General features: G+C 61.0%; 21 protein-coding genes. 18 read left to right on the forward strand and 3 right to left on the reverse strand.

Translation table 11 applies throughout. The annotated features are described in order from the left end of the window. Nucleotides 1-65: 65 nt before the first annotated feature. From ACX3P0_RS00765 to ACX3P0_RS00775, 3 genes are read right to left on the reverse strand one after another with little or no spacing between them, the layout of a single operon-like run. Nucleotides 66-989: a Gfo/Idh/MocA family protein gene (locus ACX3P0_RS00765; protein WP_459085913.1), complete on the reverse strand. Its 924-nt coding sequence runs from the start codon at nt 987-989 to the stop codon at nt 66-68. A 5-nt stretch (nt 990-994) separates the two neighbouring features. Further along, nucleotides 995-2,107, reverse strand: coding sequence for a PLP-dependent cysteine synthase family protein (locus tag ACX3P0_RS00770; RefSeq protein WP_459085915.1), 1,113 nt, complete (start codon nt 2,105-2,107; stop codon nt 995-997). Nucleotides 2,108-2,125: 18 nt separating this feature from the next. Continuing rightward, nucleotides 2,126-2,422, reverse strand: coding sequence for a transcriptional regulator (locus ACX3P0_RS00775; RefSeq protein WP_459079567.1), 297 nt, complete (start codon nt 2,420-2,422; stop codon nt 2,126-2,128). A gap of 451 nt (nt 2,423-2,873) precedes the next feature. On the opposite strand from ACX3P0_RS00775, the gene rpsL reads away from it, so the two are divergent. The 18 genes from rpsL (at nt 2,874) to rplE (ending at nt 13,754) form a co-directional block, all read left to right on the forward strand. Continuing rightward, nucleotides 2,874-3,245, forward strand: a complete 372-nt coding sequence (rpsL, locus tag ACX3P0_RS00780) for a 30S ribosomal protein S12 (protein ID WP_378225821.1) — start codon at nt 2,874-2,876, stop codon at nt 3,243-3,245. 12 nt (nt 3,246-3,257) lie between these two features. After that, nucleotides 3,258-3,728 carry a 30S ribosomal protein S7 gene (gene rpsG / locus ACX3P0_RS00785; protein ID WP_459079568.1) on the forward strand — a complete coding sequence of 157 codons (471 nt, stop codon included), beginning with the start codon at nt 3,258-3,260 and terminating at the stop codon, nt 3,726-3,728. Nucleotides 3,729-3,759: 31 nt separating this feature from the next. Beyond that, complete coding sequence (gene fusA, locus ACX3P0_RS00790; RefSeq protein WP_459079569.1) at nt 3,760-5,850, forward strand: elongation factor G; 2,091 nt, start codon at nt 3,760-3,762, stop codon at nt 5,848-5,850. 66 nt (nt 5,851-5,916) lie between these two features. After that, entirely contained in the window at nt 5,917-7,092 is a 1,176-nt protein-coding gene (gene tuf / locus ACX3P0_RS00795; RefSeq protein WP_459079556.1) for an elongation factor Tu, read from the forward strand. A 73-nt stretch (nt 7,093-7,165) separates the two neighbouring features. Continuing rightward, nucleotides 7,166-7,474: a 30S ribosomal protein S10 gene (gene rpsJ, locus ACX3P0_RS00800; protein ID WP_006205468.1), complete on the forward strand. Its 309-nt coding sequence runs from the start codon at nt 7,166-7,168 to the stop codon at nt 7,472-7,474. A 118-nt stretch (nt 7,475-7,592) separates the two neighbouring features. Beyond that, a complete protein-coding gene (gene rplC, locus ACX3P0_RS00805; protein WP_459085917.1) occupies nt 7,593-8,324 on the forward strand; it encodes a 50S ribosomal protein L3 in 732 nt (243 codons plus the stop codon). Next, nucleotides 8,324-8,944: a 50S ribosomal protein L4 gene (gene rplD / locus ACX3P0_RS00810; RefSeq protein WP_459079571.1), complete on the forward strand. Its 621-nt coding sequence runs from the start codon at nt 8,324-8,326 to the stop codon at nt 8,942-8,944. The genes rplC and rplD overlap by 1 nt, the downstream gene beginning before the upstream one ends. Next, nucleotides 8,941-9,234: a 50S ribosomal protein L23 gene (locus ACX3P0_RS00815; RefSeq protein ID WP_459079572.1), complete on the forward strand. Its 294-nt coding sequence runs from the start codon at nt 8,941-8,943 to the stop codon at nt 9,232-9,234. Before rplD ends, ACX3P0_RS00815 begins: the two co-directional genes overlap by 4 nt. 23 nt (nt 9,235-9,257) lie before the next feature. Continuing rightward, complete coding sequence (gene rplB / locus ACX3P0_RS00820; protein ID WP_459079573.1) at nt 9,258-10,091, forward strand: 50S ribosomal protein L2; 834 nt, start codon at nt 9,258-9,260, stop codon at nt 10,089-10,091. A 16-nt stretch (nt 10,092-10,107) separates the two neighbouring features. Further along, nucleotides 10,108-10,386, forward strand: coding sequence for a 30S ribosomal protein S19 (gene rpsS, locus ACX3P0_RS00825; RefSeq protein WP_459079574.1), 279 nt, complete (start codon nt 10,108-10,110; stop codon nt 10,384-10,386). Nucleotides 10,387-10,388: 2 nt separating this feature from the next. After that, nucleotides 10,389-10,778 (forward strand): 50S ribosomal protein L22, encoded by a 390-nt coding sequence (gene rplV / locus ACX3P0_RS00830; protein ID WP_459079575.1) that lies wholly within the window; start codon nt 10,389-10,391, stop codon nt 10,776-10,778. Beyond that, entirely contained in the window at nt 10,778-11,506 is a 729-nt protein-coding gene (gene rpsC, locus ACX3P0_RS00835) for a 30S ribosomal protein S3 (protein WP_459079576.1), read from the forward strand. The genes rplV and rpsC overlap by 1 nt, the downstream gene beginning before the upstream one ends. A gap of 29 nt (nt 11,507-11,535) precedes the next feature. Further along, entirely contained in the window at nt 11,536-11,949 is a 414-nt protein-coding gene (gene rplP, locus ACX3P0_RS00840) for a 50S ribosomal protein L16 (RefSeq protein ID WP_459079577.1), read from the forward strand. Nucleotides 11,950-11,960: 11 nt separating this feature from the next. Beyond that, nucleotides 11,961-12,161 carry a 50S ribosomal protein L29 gene (gene rpmC / locus ACX3P0_RS00845; RefSeq protein ID WP_459079578.1) on the forward strand — a complete coding sequence of 67 codons (201 nt, stop codon included), beginning with the start codon at nt 11,961-11,963 and terminating at the stop codon, nt 12,159-12,161. 11 nt (nt 12,162-12,172) lie between these two features. After that, nucleotides 12,173-12,412: a 30S ribosomal protein S17 gene (gene rpsQ, locus ACX3P0_RS00850; RefSeq protein ID WP_378221994.1), complete on the forward strand. Its 240-nt coding sequence runs from the start codon at nt 12,173-12,175 to the stop codon at nt 12,410-12,412. Nucleotides 12,413-12,487: 75 nt separating this feature from the next. Beyond that, nucleotides 12,488-12,856 (forward strand): 50S ribosomal protein L14, encoded by a 369-nt coding sequence (gene rplN / locus ACX3P0_RS00855; RefSeq protein ID WP_006205457.1) that lies wholly within the window; start codon nt 12,488-12,490, stop codon nt 12,854-12,856. A 12-nt stretch (nt 12,857-12,868) separates the two neighbouring features. Further along, nucleotides 12,869-13,183 carry a 50S ribosomal protein L24 gene (gene rplX, locus ACX3P0_RS00860; protein ID WP_459079579.1) on the forward strand — a complete coding sequence of 105 codons (315 nt, stop codon included), beginning with the start codon at nt 12,869-12,871 and terminating at the stop codon, nt 13,181-13,183. Then, the gene (gene rplE / locus ACX3P0_RS00865) at nt 13,176-13,754 is read left to right on the forward strand and encodes a 50S ribosomal protein L5 (protein ID WP_459079580.1); all 579 of its coding nucleotides are present in this window, start codon (nt 13,176-13,178) and stop codon (nt 13,752-13,754) included. Before rplX ends, rplE begins: the two co-directional genes overlap by 8 nt. Nucleotides 13,755-13,756 lie beyond the last annotated feature (2 nt).

Genomic DNA, 13,756 nt, shown 5'->3' on the forward strand with positions numbered 1-13,756 from the left:
AAAGAAAAAGCCGCCGGGGCGACCCCGCGGCTTTTTTGTTTCTGTCGACACGAGCGTTGCTTGGGTCAGTCGTGAAAAGCTTCGACCACTTCGCGCTTACCCAGCATGAAAGCGTCGGCGACATGCCGGAGCGGCGCGAGGTCCACGTCGGATGTGCCGCCCCGGACGATCTCGGCAAAGCGCTTGTAGAGCGTCGGGTATTCGGCTTCGGGTTCTTCGTGGACTGTGCGCCCATCGACTGCAAGCGTCGAACCGCCGCCCGACAGGACCATTGAGCCTGCATCGGTTTCGGCCAGGATATCCCAGCGTTGCGGGCCGGTCTGACGCCAGTCGAAATCGGCGCCCAGTGCAAACCCGCCGGCCGACCGGAAGGCGATCCTGGCCGCAATCGGGGCATCGCGGTTTTCGGGGAATTCCAGTGTGGCGGCGGTAACGAACATCGCCGGAAAGATATAGGTGGCGATGGAAAGCGCGTTGATGCCGGGATCGAATACGCCAAGGCCGCCGGCCTGCCATATCCATTCCTGGTTCGGGTGCCAGCGCCGCACGTCCTCCTTCCAGTTGATCGTCGCGGATCGTATGCGGGTGGAGGCGAGGAAGGCGCGGGCGGCTTCCACCGCCGGCGCATAGCGGGAATGCCAGCTGGCAAAAAGCGAGACGCCGTTTTCCCCTGCGAGTGCCTTGAGGTCCTCGACCTCGCTGACCGTGGCGCCGGGCGGCTTCTCAAGGAAGACATGCTTTCTCGCGGCAAGCGCTGTGCGCGCCGCGTCATAGCGGAATTGCGGCGGCATGCAGAGCGAAACGGCTTCCAGGTCCGGCACTTCGGCCAGCATCGCCTCGATGGCGGGAAAGTTGGGAATGCCGTCGACCTTGCCCTGCCGGCTGGCGGCAGCAACGAGGCGGAAATCCGGGTTGGCCGCCAGTGCTGGCAAATGCTGGTCGCGCACGATCTTGCCGACGCCGACGACGCCTATGCGTATGGGGTGCATTGGCGTCATCCGCGGCTTTCCTCCAGTTCTATGTCCAGATTTCCGCCGGCGAGGAAAGCTTCCATGATCGGTTCGAAGGGTGCTGGATCAAGGTCCTTTTCGCGCAGCCAGTCATCGCAGTAATAGGTGTTGGCGTAACGCTCGCCGGAATCGCAGATCAAGGTAATCAGCGAGCCTTCCTCGCCGGCTTTTGCCATGCGCGCGGCATGGAAGCACATGGCGGCGAAGTTTGTCCCGGTCGAGCCGCCGACCTGCCGGCCGATGCGCCTTGACAGGACGCGCATGGCGGCGATGGACAGGGCGTCGGGAACCCGCAGCATGTGATCTATGACGCCCGGCACGAAGGACGGCTCGACGCGGGGGCGGCCTATGCCCTCGATTCGCGAGGGTTTTTCGCACAGGCATGCCGAATCGCGCGTCGAAAAGCCTTCGAAAAAGGCGGAATGCTCGACATCGGCCACGGATAGCCGCGTGGCGTGGCGCTTGTAGCGGATGTAGCGGCCGATCGTGGCGGTGGTGCCGCCGGTGCCGGCGCTCATCACCACCCAACTGGGTATCGGATGACGCTCCTCGCGCATCTGGTCGAAGATCGATTCGGCGATGTTGTTGTTGCCGCGCCAGTCGGTTGCGCGCTCGGCATAGGTGAACTGGTCCATGAAGTGGCCGCCCAGTCGCTCGGCCAATTCCGCCGATTCCGCATAGATGCGGCGACCGTCGTCGATGAAGTGGCAATTGCCGCCATAGTGCTCGATGGCTGCGATCTTTTCAGCCGAGGTGGTGCGCGGCATTACCGCGTAAAAGGGCACGCCGATCATGCGTGCGAAATAGGCCTCCGAAACGGCGGTCGAGCCGGACGAGGCTTCGATGACCGGCGCGCCTTGCCTTATGTGGCCGTTGCACAGCGCATAGAGAAAGAGCGAGCGCGCCAGCCGGTGCTTCAGGCTGCCTGTCGGATGGGTGGACTCATCCTTGAGGTACAGGTCTATGCCCGGCAAAGCGGGGATATCGAGCTTCCACAAATGGGTGTCGGCCGAACGCCGCTGATCGGCCTCGATCGCCGCGACCGCGCCATCCACCCAATCGCGGGATGCCGGCTTACCCGGCTTTCTTTCCGACATTGCTTATTCTCCCCCTTTTCACAAAGGCTCGTCGAAGGTCACGATCGACACATCGCCCTCGAGCGCGCCCTGCCAGGCCGACAAATGCGGCTCTTCGTCCGGCTCGCCTTCCATATCGCCGATCTGGTCGAGTTCGACCTCGGCGTACCCTTCGGCAGCCAGCGATTCGAGCGCCCTGCGCACAGCCGAATCGTCGTCTGGCGCGACCAGCATGATGTGCACGCCTTCGGCCTTGCCGCCCTTGCGCCTGCGGACGCGCCCTGTAATCAGGATGACCGACCGTTCGGTTTCGTTGTCGTTGACCGGTTCACTCACGAGATTCGCTCTCTACTGCCTGGCTTTGGGGCTTTTCGCATGAAGCGGGCGCTGGAGACAGATAAAAAGCGGTCACATTCTTTCACTTGGCTCCAAATGAGCGAAAGATAATTTCCGACGCTCGGCCTGGACCCGCCGCTGCGTTGCGCCGACGCAATAATTAATGCTTCGGGCTTGACGATATGCGGTGTTGCGGGTAGAAGCCGCCCAGTCAGAACCGATGTGAGGCCTGCTCTTCCGAAGCGACACGCTTTGGAGTTCGCCTCAAACAGGGTTCACTTTACGAGCGAAAAGATATTTCCGGCTTGCATGAAGCGGTTTCCGCTTCCTCTGCCACTTGTTCGGGCAAGACCATGTTTCATGGTTTGTGCCCCGAATTTGCGTATGGAAGCCGGTCTTTGAGCACCCCTGACTGGGTTCGAGACACGGAATTGAGAGACAAGAGGGTTTAATGCCTACCGTCAACCAGCTGATCCGCAAGCCGCGCCAGGCGCCGGCCGTGCGCAACAAGGTCCCGGCCATGCAGCAGAACCCGCAGAAGCGGGGCGTCTGCACGCGCGTTTATACGACGACGCCGAAGAAGCCGAACTCGGCGCTGCGCAAGGTCGCCAAGATTCGCCTGACCAATGGCTTCGAAGTGATTGGCTATATCCCGGGTGAGGGGCACAACCTTCAGGAGCACTCGGTGGTCATGATCCGTGGCGGTCGCGTCAAGGATCTTCCCGGTGTGCGCTACCACATCATTCGCGGCGTTCTCGATACGCAGGGCGTGAAGAACCGCAAGCAGCGTCGTTCGAAATACGGCGCCAAGCGTCCTAAGTGAGGCTGAGAAAAAATGTCCCGTCGCCACAGTGCAGAAAAGCGTGAGATCAACCCGGACCCCAAGTTCGGCGATCTGATCGTTACCAAGTTCATGAACGCCGTCATGTATGACGGCAAGAAGTCGATCGCCGAGACCATCGTCTACGGCGCGCTCGATCAGGTTCAGGAAAAGACCAAGCAGGAGCCGGTTACGGTGTTCCATCAGGCGCTCGACAATGTCGCGCCGCATGTGGAAGTGCGCTCGCGCCGTGTTGGTGGTGCGACCTACCAGGTTCCGGTCGACGTGCGCCCCGAGCGCCGTCAGGCGCTTGCCATCCGCTGGTTGATCACGGCAGCGCGCAAGCGCAACGAGACCACGATGGTCGACCGTCTTTCCGGCGAGTTGATGGACGCGGCCAACAACCGTGGCACTGCTGTCAAGAAGCGTGAAGACACCCACAAGATGGCGGAAGCCAACCGCGCTTTCGCGCATTATCGCTGGTAAAAGCGCGAACAAAGACGAGAGAGCTATTCCAATGGCCCGCGAATTTCACATCCACGAATACCGTAACTTCGGCATCATGGCGCATATCGACGCCGGTAAGACGACGACGACCGAGCGGATTCTTTATTATACGGGCAAGAACCACAAGATGGGCGAGACGCACGATGGCGCCTCGACCATGGACTGGATGGAGCAGGAGCAGGAACGCGGCATCACGATTACGTCGGCTGCCACGACCACTTCCTGGAAGGGCCGCAACGGCAAGCAGTACCGCTACAACATCATCGACACGCCCGGCCACGTCGACTTCACCATTGAAGTCGAGCGCTCGCTGCGCGTCCTCGATGGCGCCATTGCGCTGCTGGACTCGAATGCCGGCGTCGAGCCGCAGACGGAGACCGTGTGGCGCCAGGCTGAGAAGTATCACGTCCCGCGCATGATCTTCTGCAACAAGATGGACAAGATCGGCGCCGATTTCTATCGCTGCCTCGACATGATCAAGTCGCGTCTGGGTGCTATCCCGGTTGCCGTTCAGCTGCCGATCGGCGCGGAAAACGAGTTCAAGGGTGTCATCGACCTCATCGAGATGAAGGCGCTGGTCTGGCACGAGGAACATCTCGGTGCCGACTGGGACGTCATGGATATCCCGGCGGACATGCAGGCGCGCGCTGAAGAATATCGCGAGAAGATGATCGAAGCCGCTGTTGAAATGGACGAGACGGCGCTTGAGAATTATCTCGAGGGCAAGATGCCTGGCAACGACGAGATTCGCGAACTGATCCGCAGGGGCACCGTTGCCGTGAAGTTCCATCCGGTTCTTTGCGGTACCGCGTTCAAGAACAAGGGCGTGCAGCCGCTTCTCGACGCCGTGATCGATTTCCTGCCTGCGCCGGACGAAGTTCCCGCGATCAAGGGCGTCGATCCGAAGACGGACGCGGAAGTCACGCGCGAATCGAGCGATGAAGAGCCGCTTTCCATGCTGGCGTTCAAGATCATGAACGATCCATTTGTCGGTTCGCTGACGTTTGCGCGCATTTATTCCGGCAAGGTAGTCAAGGGCGCGTCGCTCGACAACACCGTCAAGGGCAAGAAAGAGCGCATCGGTCGCATGCTGCAGATGCATGCGAACTCGCGCGCCGACATCGAAGAGGCTTTTGCCGGCGATATCGTTGCTCTGGCCGGCCTGAAGGACACCACGACGGGCGACACGCTGTGCGACCCGCTGCATCCGGTCATTCTTGAGCGTATGGAATTCCCCGATCCGGTCATCCAGATCGCGATCGAGCCGAAGACCAAGAACGACCAGGAGAAGATGGGCCTTGCGCTGCATCGTCTCGCGGCAGAAGACCCGTCCTTCCGCGTCAAGACGGACGAAGAGTCGGGCCAGACCATCATCGCCGGCATGGGTGAGCTTCACCTCGACATTCTGGTCGACCGCATGCGTCGCGAATTCAAGGTCGAGGCGAATATCGGTGCGCCGCAGGTGGCTTATCGCGAAACCATTACCCGCACGCACGAACAGGATTACACCCATAAGAAGCAGACCGGCGGTACGGGCCAGTTCGCCCGCGTCAAGATTGTGTTCGAGCCGGATCCGGAGAGCACCGAGTTCCAGTTCTCGTCCAAGATCGTCGGTGGCGCGGTGCCGAAGGAATACATCCCCGGCGTCGAAAAGGGTATCAACAGCGTCATGACGTCCGGCCCGTTTGCCGGCTTCCCGATGATCGGCGTCAAGGCGACGCTTATCGACGGTGCGTTCCACGACGTCGACTCCTCGGTCCTGGCCTTCGAAATCGCCGGCCGCGCCTGCTTCCGTGAAGCAGCGCCCAAGCTTGGCGTGCAGTTGCTGGAGCCGGTCATGAAGGTCGAAGTGGTGACGCCTGAGGATTACGTCGGCAACGTCATCGGCGATCTGAACGGACGCCGCGGCCAGATCCAGGGCCAGGAAGCCCGCGGTGTCGCCGTCGTCATCAACGCGATGGTGCCGCTGGCCAACATGTTCAAGTATGTGGACACGCTGCGTTCGATGTCGCAGGGCCGCGCCCAGTACACGATGCAGTTCGACCACTACGAGCCGGTTCCGACTGCGGTCGCTCAGGAAGTCCAGAAAAAATACGCGTAGTTCCAAGGAACTGCACCAGTTACTTAATTCAATGCCTTCATCGGCTGCTAGGAATGGAGACCTCACATGGCCAAGAGCAAATTCGAGCGTAACAAGCCACATGTGAACATTGGCACGATTGGTCACGTTGACCACGGCAAGACGTCGCTGACGGCAGCGATCACGAAGTATTTTGGCGACTTCAAGGCGTACGACCAGATCGACAACGCGCCGGAAGAGAAGGCCCGTGGCATCACGATCTCGACGTCGCACGTCGAGTACGAGACGCCTAACCGTCACTACGCCCACGTCGATTGCCCCGGCCACGCCGACTATGTGAAGAACATGATCACGGGTGCGGCGCAGATGGACGGCGCGATCCTGGTCGTTTCAGCCGCCGACGGCCCGATGCCGCAGACGCGCGAGCACATCCTGCTGGCCCGCCAGGTTGGCGTTCCGGCGCTGGTGGTGTTCCTGAACAAGGTCGACCTGGTCGACGATGCGGAATTGCTGGAGCTGGTCGAGCTTGAGGTTCGCGAGCTTCTGTCGAAGTACGAGTTCCCCGGCGACGACACGCCGATCATCAAGGGTTCGGCGGTTGTCGCGCTCAATGACGGCGACAAGGCACTCGGCGAAGACGCGGTTCGCGCGCTGATGGCAGCGGTCGACGAGTACATCCCGACGCCTGAGCGTCCGATCGACAAGCCGTTCCTGCTGCCGATCGAAGACGTGTTCTCGATCTCGGGTCGCGGCACGGTGGTGACGGGTCGCGTCGAGCGCGGCATCGTCAAGGTTGGCGAGGAAGTCGAGATCGTCGGCATCCGCGACACCTCGAAGACGACGGTTACCGGCGTTGAAATGTTCCGCAAGCTGCTCGACCAGGGCCAGGCCGGCGACAACATCGGCGCGCTGATCCGCGGCGTCGACCGTGAAGGCGTTGAGCGCGGCCAGGTTCTGGCCAAGCCGGGTTCGGTGAAGCCGCACAAGAAGTTCGTGGCGGAAGCCTACATCCTGACCAAGGAAGAGGGTGGGCGTCATACGCCGTTCTTCACCAACTACCGTCCGCAGTTCTATTTCCGCACGACGGACGTGACCGGCATCGTGTCGCTGCCGGAAGGCACCGAGATGGTGATGCCGGGCGACAACATCACGGTCGATGTGGAACTGATCGTGCCGATCGCCATGGAAGAGAAGCTGCGCTTCGCTATCCGTGAAGGCGGCCGTACGGTTGGTGCAGGCATCGTCGCCAGCATCAAAGAATAAGCAGCAGACTTAATCGATCTCTGTCGCGGGCGCGGAAAGTCGTCCGCGCCGCGCCAGAACAAGGAATGACTAAATGAACGGACAGAATATCCGCATCCGCCTCAAGGCGTTTGACCACCGGGTGCTCGACGCTTCGACCCGCGAAATCGTGTCGACCGCGAAGCGCACCGGCGCGAACGTCCGCGGCCCTATTCCGCTTCCGACGCGGATCGAGAAGTTCACGGTCAACCGGTCGCCGCATGTCGACAAGAAGAGCCGCGAACAGTTCGAGATGCGCACCCACAAGCGTCTGCTCGACATCGTCGATCCGACCCCGCAGACGGTCGATGCTTTGATGAAGCTCGATCTTGCCGCCGGCGTCGACGTCGAAATCAAGCTCTGACGACAAGAGCTGACGAGGGGCGATAGCCCCGAGGACAAGCCGAAAAGTCAGGGAAACCTGACAAGAACATGAGCCGAAGGGGCCAGCCCCGATGGCTCCTCTGAAGGAAGATGAACCGATGCGTTCAGGTGTGATTGCAAAGAAGGTGGGAATGACCCGCATCTATAACGATGCCGGCGAGCATGTCCCCGTTACCGTTCTCCTGATGGAGAATTGCCAGGTCGTTGCGCAGCGCACGCAGGAGAAGAATGGCTACACCGCCGTTCAGCTCGGCGTTGGCCTTGCCAAGGTGAAGAATACGTCGAAGGCGATGCGTGGCCATTTCGCCACGGCTTCGGTCGAGCCGAAGGCGAAGGTCGCGGAGTTCCGCGTTTCCGCCGACAACATGATCGATGTCGGCGCCGAGATCACCGTCGAGCATTTCGTTCCCGGCCAGAAGGTCGATGTGACGGGCACGACGGTCGGCAAGGGTTTCCAGGGCGTCATGAAGCGCCACAACATGGGCGGCGGTCGTGCTTCCCATGGTAACTCGGTGTCTCACCGCTCGCACGGTTCGACCGGCCAGCGTCAGGATCCGGGCAAGGTGTTCAAGGGCAAGCACATGGCCGGCCACATGGGCGACACCCGCGTGACCACGCAGAACGTCGAAGTGGTTTCGACCGATGCGGACCGTGGCCTGATCCTGATCCGTGGTGCTGTCCCCGGTTCGAAGGGCGCCTGGATCCTGGTTCGCGACGCCATGAAGGTGGCGCTGCCGGCGAATGCGCCGAAGCCCGCCGCGATCCGCGCCGGAGCGGCCAAGAATGAAGCCCCGGCCGCAGAAGGTCCGGTCAATGGGGGAGCGGAATAATGGACATCAAGATCACAACGCTTGCCGGCAAGGATGCCGGCAAGGTGGAACTCTCCGAAGGCATCTTCGGCCTTGACCCGCGTGAGGACATTCTGCAGCGCGTCGTGCGCTGGCAGTTGGCCAAGCGCCAGCAGGGTACCCATAAGGCAAAGACCCGTGCCGAAGTTTCGCGCACCGGCGCCAAGATGTACAAGCAGAAGGGTACGGGCCGCGCCCGTCACCATTCGGCGCGCGCTCCGCAGTTCCGCGGCGGTGGCAAGGCCCATGGCCCGGTTGTCCGCAGCCATGAGCACGACCTGCCGAAGAAGGTGCGCGCACTTGGGCTGAAGCATGCGCTTTCGGCCAAGGCCAAGGCATCGAACCTGATCATCATCGACGAGCTGAAGCTGGGCGAGGCCAAGACCAAGGCGCTGATCGCGAATTTCGTGACGCTGGGTCTGACCAACGCTCTGGTGATCGGCGGTGCCGAGCTTGACCAGAACTTCAAGCTGGCGGCGACGAACATTCCGAACATCGACGTGCTGCCGATCCAGGGCATCAACGTTTACGACATTATGCGCCGCGGTACGCTGGTCCTTTCGAAGGCCGCCGTCGAGGCTCTCGAGGAGCGCTTCAAATGACCGACCTTCGTCATTACGACGTGATCGTTTCGCCCGCGATCACTGAAAAGTCGACCATGGCTTCCGAACAGAACCAGGTCGTCTTCAACGTCGCCAAGAAGGCGTCGAAGCCTGAGATCAAGGCCGCTGTCGAGGCGCTGTTCGGCGTCAAGGTGACGGCTGTGAACACCCTTATCCGCAAGGGTAAGATCAAGCGCTTCCGCGGCACTATCGGCCGGCAGGGCGACGTCAAGAAGGCGATTGTGACACTGGTCGATGGCCAGTCGATCGACGTCGCGACGGGTCTGTAGAGCAAGGCCGCGAGGATAAGATAATGGCATTAAAGCATTTCAACCCGATAACGCCGAGCACCCGACAGCTGGTCATCGTTGACCGCTCGGGCCTCTACAAGGGCAAGCCCGTCAAGGGGTTGACCGAAGGCCTGACCAAGTCGGGCGGCCGCAATAATTACGGCCGCATCACGGCTCGCTTCATCGGCGGCGGTCACAAGCGTTCGTACCGCATCGTCGATTTCAAGCGCCGCAAGTTCGACGTGGTCGGCACGGTCGAGCGCCTTGAATACGATCCGAACCGGTCGGCCTTCATCGCGTTGATCAAGTATGACGACGGCGAACTGTCCTACATCATCGCCCCGCAGCGTCTGGCTCCGGGCGACAAGATCATCGCCGGCGAGTCCGTCGACGTGAAGCCGGGCAATGCGATGCCGCTTTCGGCGATGCCTGTGGGCACGATCGTCCACAACATCGAGTTGAAGCCGGGCAAGGGCGCCCAGGTTGCGCGCTCGGCCGGCACCTACGGCCAGCTGGTCGGTCGCGATCAGGGCATGGCGATCCTGCGGCTCTCCTCGGGCGAGCAGCGCGTCGTGCACGGTTCCTGCCTCGCCACGGTCGGCGCGGTTTCGAACCCCGACCACGGCAACATCAATGACGGTAAGGCCGGACGTACGGTGTGGCGCGGCAAGCGCCCGCACAATCGCGGCGTGACCATGAACCCTGTCGATCACCCGCATGGCGGCGGCGAAGGCCGCACCTCCGGTGGCCGTCACCCGGTTTCTCCGTGGGGTAAACCGACCAAGGGCAAGAAGACGCGGTCCAATAAGGCGACCGACAAGTTCATCCTGCGCTCGCGTCATCAGCGCAAGAGCTAAGAAGAGGTAACGCCAAGTGACTCGTTCTATTTGGAAAGGCCCCTTCATCGACGGCTACCTTCTCAAGAAGGTGGACAAGGTTCGTGAAGGCGGTCGCAATGAGGTGATCAAGATGTGGAGCCGCCGCTCCACCATCCTGCCGCAGTTCGTCGGCGTCACCTTCGGTGTCTATAACGGCCAGAAGCACGTTCCCGTTTCGGTGAACGAGGACATGGTCGGCCACAAGTTTGGTGAGTTCGCTCCGACGCGGACCTATTACGGTCACGGCGCGGATAAGAAAGCGAAGAGGAAATAATCATGGGCAAGGCCAAAGCTCCGCGCAGGCTTGCTGACAACGAAGCGCGCGCCGTATTGCGCACGATCCGTATCAGCCCGCAGAAGCTCAACCTCGTTGCCGCGCTCATCCGCGGCAAGAAGGTTGCGGCGGCGCTCAACGATCTTGAATTTTCGGCCAAGCGGATTTCCGGCACGGTCAAGAAGACGCTGGAATCGGCGATCGCCAACGCGGAAAACAATCACGACCTCGATGTCGACGCGCTGATCGTGGCGGAAGCCTATGTCGGCAAGTCGATCGTCATGAAGCGTTTTCATGCCCGTGGCCGCGGCCGCGCCAGCCGCGTCGAGAAGCCGTTCTCGCACCTCACGATCGTCGTTCGTGAAGTCGAAGAAAAAGGGGAGGCCGCATAATGGGTCAGAAAATCAATCCGATCGGTCTGCGCCTCGGCATCAACCGGACCTGGGATTCGCGCTGGTACGCGAACACCGGCGAATACGGCAAGCTGCTGCACGAAGACATCAAGATCCGCGCTTACCTTGAGAAGGAACTCAAGCAGGCTGCGATCTCCAAGATCGTGATCGAGCGCCCGCACAAGAAGTGCCGCGTCACTATCCATGCGGCGCGTCCCGGCCTGATCATCGGCAAGAAGGGCGCTGACATCGAGAAGCTTCGCAAGAAGCTGATGGAGATGACGAAGTCCGAGACGCACCTCAACATCGTTGAAGTGCGCAAGCCGGAAATCGACGCCGTACTTGTCGCGCAGTCCATCGCGCAGCAGCTCGAGCGCCGTATCGCGTTCCGTCGCGCCATGAAGCGGGCCGTTCAGTCGGCCATGCGCCTGGGCGCCGAAGGCATCCGCATCAATTGCGCGGGCCGTCTCGGCGGTGCCGAAATCGCTCGCATGGAGTGGTATCGCGAAGGTCGCGTGCCGCTGCATACGCTGCGCGCCGATGTCGACTACGGCACGGCCGAGGCGAGCACGGCCTACGGTATTTGCGGCGTCAAGGTCTGGGTGTTCAAGGGCGAAATCCTCGAGCATGATCCGATGGCTTCGGAGCGTCGTGCAACGGAAGGCGATCATGGCCATGGTGGCGGTGGTGGCGATCGTGAACGCGGTCGTCGTCGCGAGAACGCCTGAGCGCACGTTGAGAATTTGGAGTAAGTAAGATGCTGCAGCCAAAGCGCACAAAGTTCCGCAAGCAGTTCAAGGGCCGTATCCACGGCGCCGCCAAGGGTGGCACCAACCTGGATTTCGGTGGTTTCGGACTGAAGGCGCTGGAGCCGAACCGCGTTACCGCGCGTGAGATCGAGGCGGCCCGCCGCGCGATCACCCGTGAGATGAAGCGCGCCGGTCGTGTGTGGATCCGTATTTTCCCGGATCTGCCGGTGACGGGCAAGCCGACCGAAGTCCGTATGGGCAAGGGCAAGGGCGCGGTCGATTATTGGGCGGCGCGCGTCAAGCCGGGTCGCGTGATGTTCGAGATCGACGGTGTGTCGGAAGAAGTGGCGCGAGAGGCGCTGCGTCTCGGCGCTGCCAAGCTCTCCGTCAGGACGCGCTTCGTTCAGCGCATTGCGGAATAAGGATTAGGACGATGAAAGCCGACGACATCCGCGCCAAGACGCAGGATCAACTTACAGACGACCTGGGCAGCCTGAAGAAGGAGCAGTTCAACCTGCGCTTCCAGAAGGCCACTGGCCAGCTTGAAAAGACCGCGCGCGTCAAGGAAGTCCGCAGGGACATCGCGCGCATCAAGACCATCGCGGCGGAAAAATCCGCTGCCAAGAAGGCTTAAGGACGAAGAACATGCCAAAGCGCATTCTGCAGGGCACCGTCGTCAGCGACAAGAACGAGAAGACGGTCGTCGTCAAAGTCGAACGGCGCTTCACGCATCCCGTTATGAAGAAGGTCGTTCGTATGTCGAAGCGCTACAAGGCGCATGACGAGAACAACGCACACAAGGTCGGCGACCAGGTGTTTATCCAGGAATCGGCTCCGATTTCCAAGGACAAGCGCTGGGTCGTGGTCGAATCCGACCAGGCCTGAGTAAAGACGAATTTTGGACAGACCGGGGGAGGGCGAGATCGCCCGTCCCGTTAGAAGAGAAGAAGGCGGCCAGTCATGATTCAGATGCAAACAAACCTCGACGTCGCGGATAATTCCGGCGCGCGTCGTGTCATGTGCATCAAGGTGCTGGGCGGCTCGAAGCGGAAATACGCTTCCGTGGGCGACATCATCGTGGTGTCGATCAAGGAAGCCATTCCGCGCGGGCGCGTCAAGAAGGGCGATGTGATGAAGGCGGTCGTGGTTCGCACGGCCAAGGACATCCGCCGTCCGGACGGCAGCGTGATCCGTTTCGACAAGAACGCAGCCGTTCTCGTCGACAACAAGAAAGAGCCGATCGGCACGCGTATCTTCGGGCCGGTTCCGCGCGAGCTTCGCGCCAAGAACCACATGAAGATCATCTCGCTCGCGCCTGAAGTGCTGTAAGGAAACCGACCAATGCAAAAGATCCGTAAAGGCGACAAGGTCGTCGTCCTGGCCGGCAAGGACAAGGGCCGTACCGGCGAAGTCCTTTCGGTGCAGCCGAAGGAAGACACCGCGCTGGTGCGTGGCGTCAACATGATCCGCCGCCACCAGAAACAGTCCCAGTCCCAAGAGGGCGGGATCATCACCAAAGAGGCGGCGATCCAGCTGTCGAACCTAGCGATCGCCGACCCCAAGGACGGCAAGCCGACCCGCGTCGGTTTCAAGTTCGAGAAGGACGGCAAGAAGGTGCGTGTTGCCAAGCGCTCGGGAGAAGTCATCAATGGCTAAGGCTCAATCCAAGCAAGCCACGGCGAAGAACACGCCGCGTCTGAAACAGGTCTATAACGAGACCATCCGCAAGGCGTTGCAGGAGCAGTTCAACTACGACAACGAGATGCAGGTTCCTCGCATCGACAAGATCGTGTTGAACATGGGCGTCGGCGAAGCGACTGCAGACTCCAAGAAGCCTGCGATTGCGGCTGAAGACCTTGGCATGATCGCCGGTCAGAAGGCCATCGTAACCCATGCCCGCAACTCCATCGCCGGCTTCAAGGTTCGCGAGAACATGCCGATCGGCGCCAAGGTTACGCTGCGCAAGGAGCGTATGTACGAGTTCCTGGACCGCCTCGTGAACATTGCGCTGCCGCGCGTTCGCGACTTTCGTGGCCTGAACCCGAAGAGCTTCGATGGACGTGGCAACTATGCCATGGGCATCAAGGAACACATTGTGTTCCCGGAGATCAACTACGACAAGGTCGATCAAGTCTGGGGCATGGACGTCATCGTGTGTACGACGGCGAAGACGGACGACGAAGCCAGAGCGCTGCTCAAGGCTTTCAACTTCCCCTTCCGCCAGTAACG

The organism is Mesorhizobium sp. A556 (assembly GCF_054489545.1).

Excerpts from the sequence above, each read along its gene's own strand:
- ACX3P0_RS00765 (WP_459085913.1), bottom strand. The coding sequence starts at position 989 with ATGCACCCCATACGCATAGGCGTCGTCGGCGTCGGCAAGATCGTGCGC.
- ACX3P0_RS00770 (WP_459085915.1), bottom strand. The coding sequence starts at position 2,107 with ATGTCGGAAAGAAAGCCGGGTAAGCCGGCATCCCGCGATTGGGTGGAT.
- rpsL (WP_378225821.1), top strand. The coding sequence starts at position 2,874 with ATGCCTACCGTCAACCAGCTGATCCGCAAGCCGCGCCAGGCGCCGGCC.
- rpsG (WP_459079568.1), top strand. The coding sequence starts at position 3,258 with ATGTCCCGTCGCCACAGTGCAGAAAAGCGTGAGATCAACCCGGACCCC.
- fusA (WP_459079569.1), top strand. The coding sequence starts at position 3,760 with ATGGCCCGCGAATTTCACATCCACGAATACCGTAACTTCGGCATCATG.
- tuf (WP_459079556.1), top strand. The coding sequence starts at position 5,917 with ATGGCCAAGAGCAAATTCGAGCGTAACAAGCCACATGTGAACATTGGC.
- rpsJ (WP_006205468.1), top strand. The coding sequence starts at position 7,166 with ATGAACGGACAGAATATCCGCATCCGCCTCAAGGCGTTTGACCACCGG.
- rplC (WP_459085917.1), top strand. The coding sequence starts at position 7,593 with ATGCGTTCAGGTGTGATTGCAAAGAAGGTGGGAATGACCCGCATCTAT.
- rplD (WP_459079571.1), top strand. The coding sequence starts at position 8,324 with ATGGACATCAAGATCACAACGCTTGCCGGCAAGGATGCCGGCAAGGTG.
- ACX3P0_RS00815 (WP_459079572.1), top strand. The coding sequence starts at position 8,941 with ATGACCGACCTTCGTCATTACGACGTGATCGTTTCGCCCGCGATCACT.
- rplB (WP_459079573.1), top strand. The coding sequence starts at position 9,258 with ATGGCATTAAAGCATTTCAACCCGATAACGCCGAGCACCCGACAGCTG.
- rplV (WP_459079575.1), top strand. The coding sequence starts at position 10,389 with ATGGGCAAGGCCAAAGCTCCGCGCAGGCTTGCTGACAACGAAGCGCGC.
- rpsC (WP_459079576.1), top strand. The coding sequence starts at position 10,778 with ATGGGTCAGAAAATCAATCCGATCGGTCTGCGCCTCGGCATCAACCGG.
- rplP (WP_459079577.1), top strand. The coding sequence starts at position 11,536 with ATGCTGCAGCCAAAGCGCACAAAGTTCCGCAAGCAGTTCAAGGGCCGT.
- rpmC (WP_459079578.1), top strand. The coding sequence starts at position 11,961 with ATGAAAGCCGACGACATCCGCGCCAAGACGCAGGATCAACTTACAGAC.
- rpsQ (WP_378221994.1), top strand. The coding sequence starts at position 12,173 with ATGCCAAAGCGCATTCTGCAGGGCACCGTCGTCAGCGACAAGAACGAG.
- rplN (WP_006205457.1), top strand. The coding sequence starts at position 12,488 with ATGATTCAGATGCAAACAAACCTCGACGTCGCGGATAATTCCGGCGCG.
- rplX (WP_459079579.1), top strand. The coding sequence starts at position 12,869 with ATGCAAAAGATCCGTAAAGGCGACAAGGTCGTCGTCCTGGCCGGCAAG.
- rplE (WP_459079580.1), top strand. The coding sequence starts at position 13,176 with ATGGCTAAGGCTCAATCCAAGCAAGCCACGGCGAAGAACACGCCGCGT.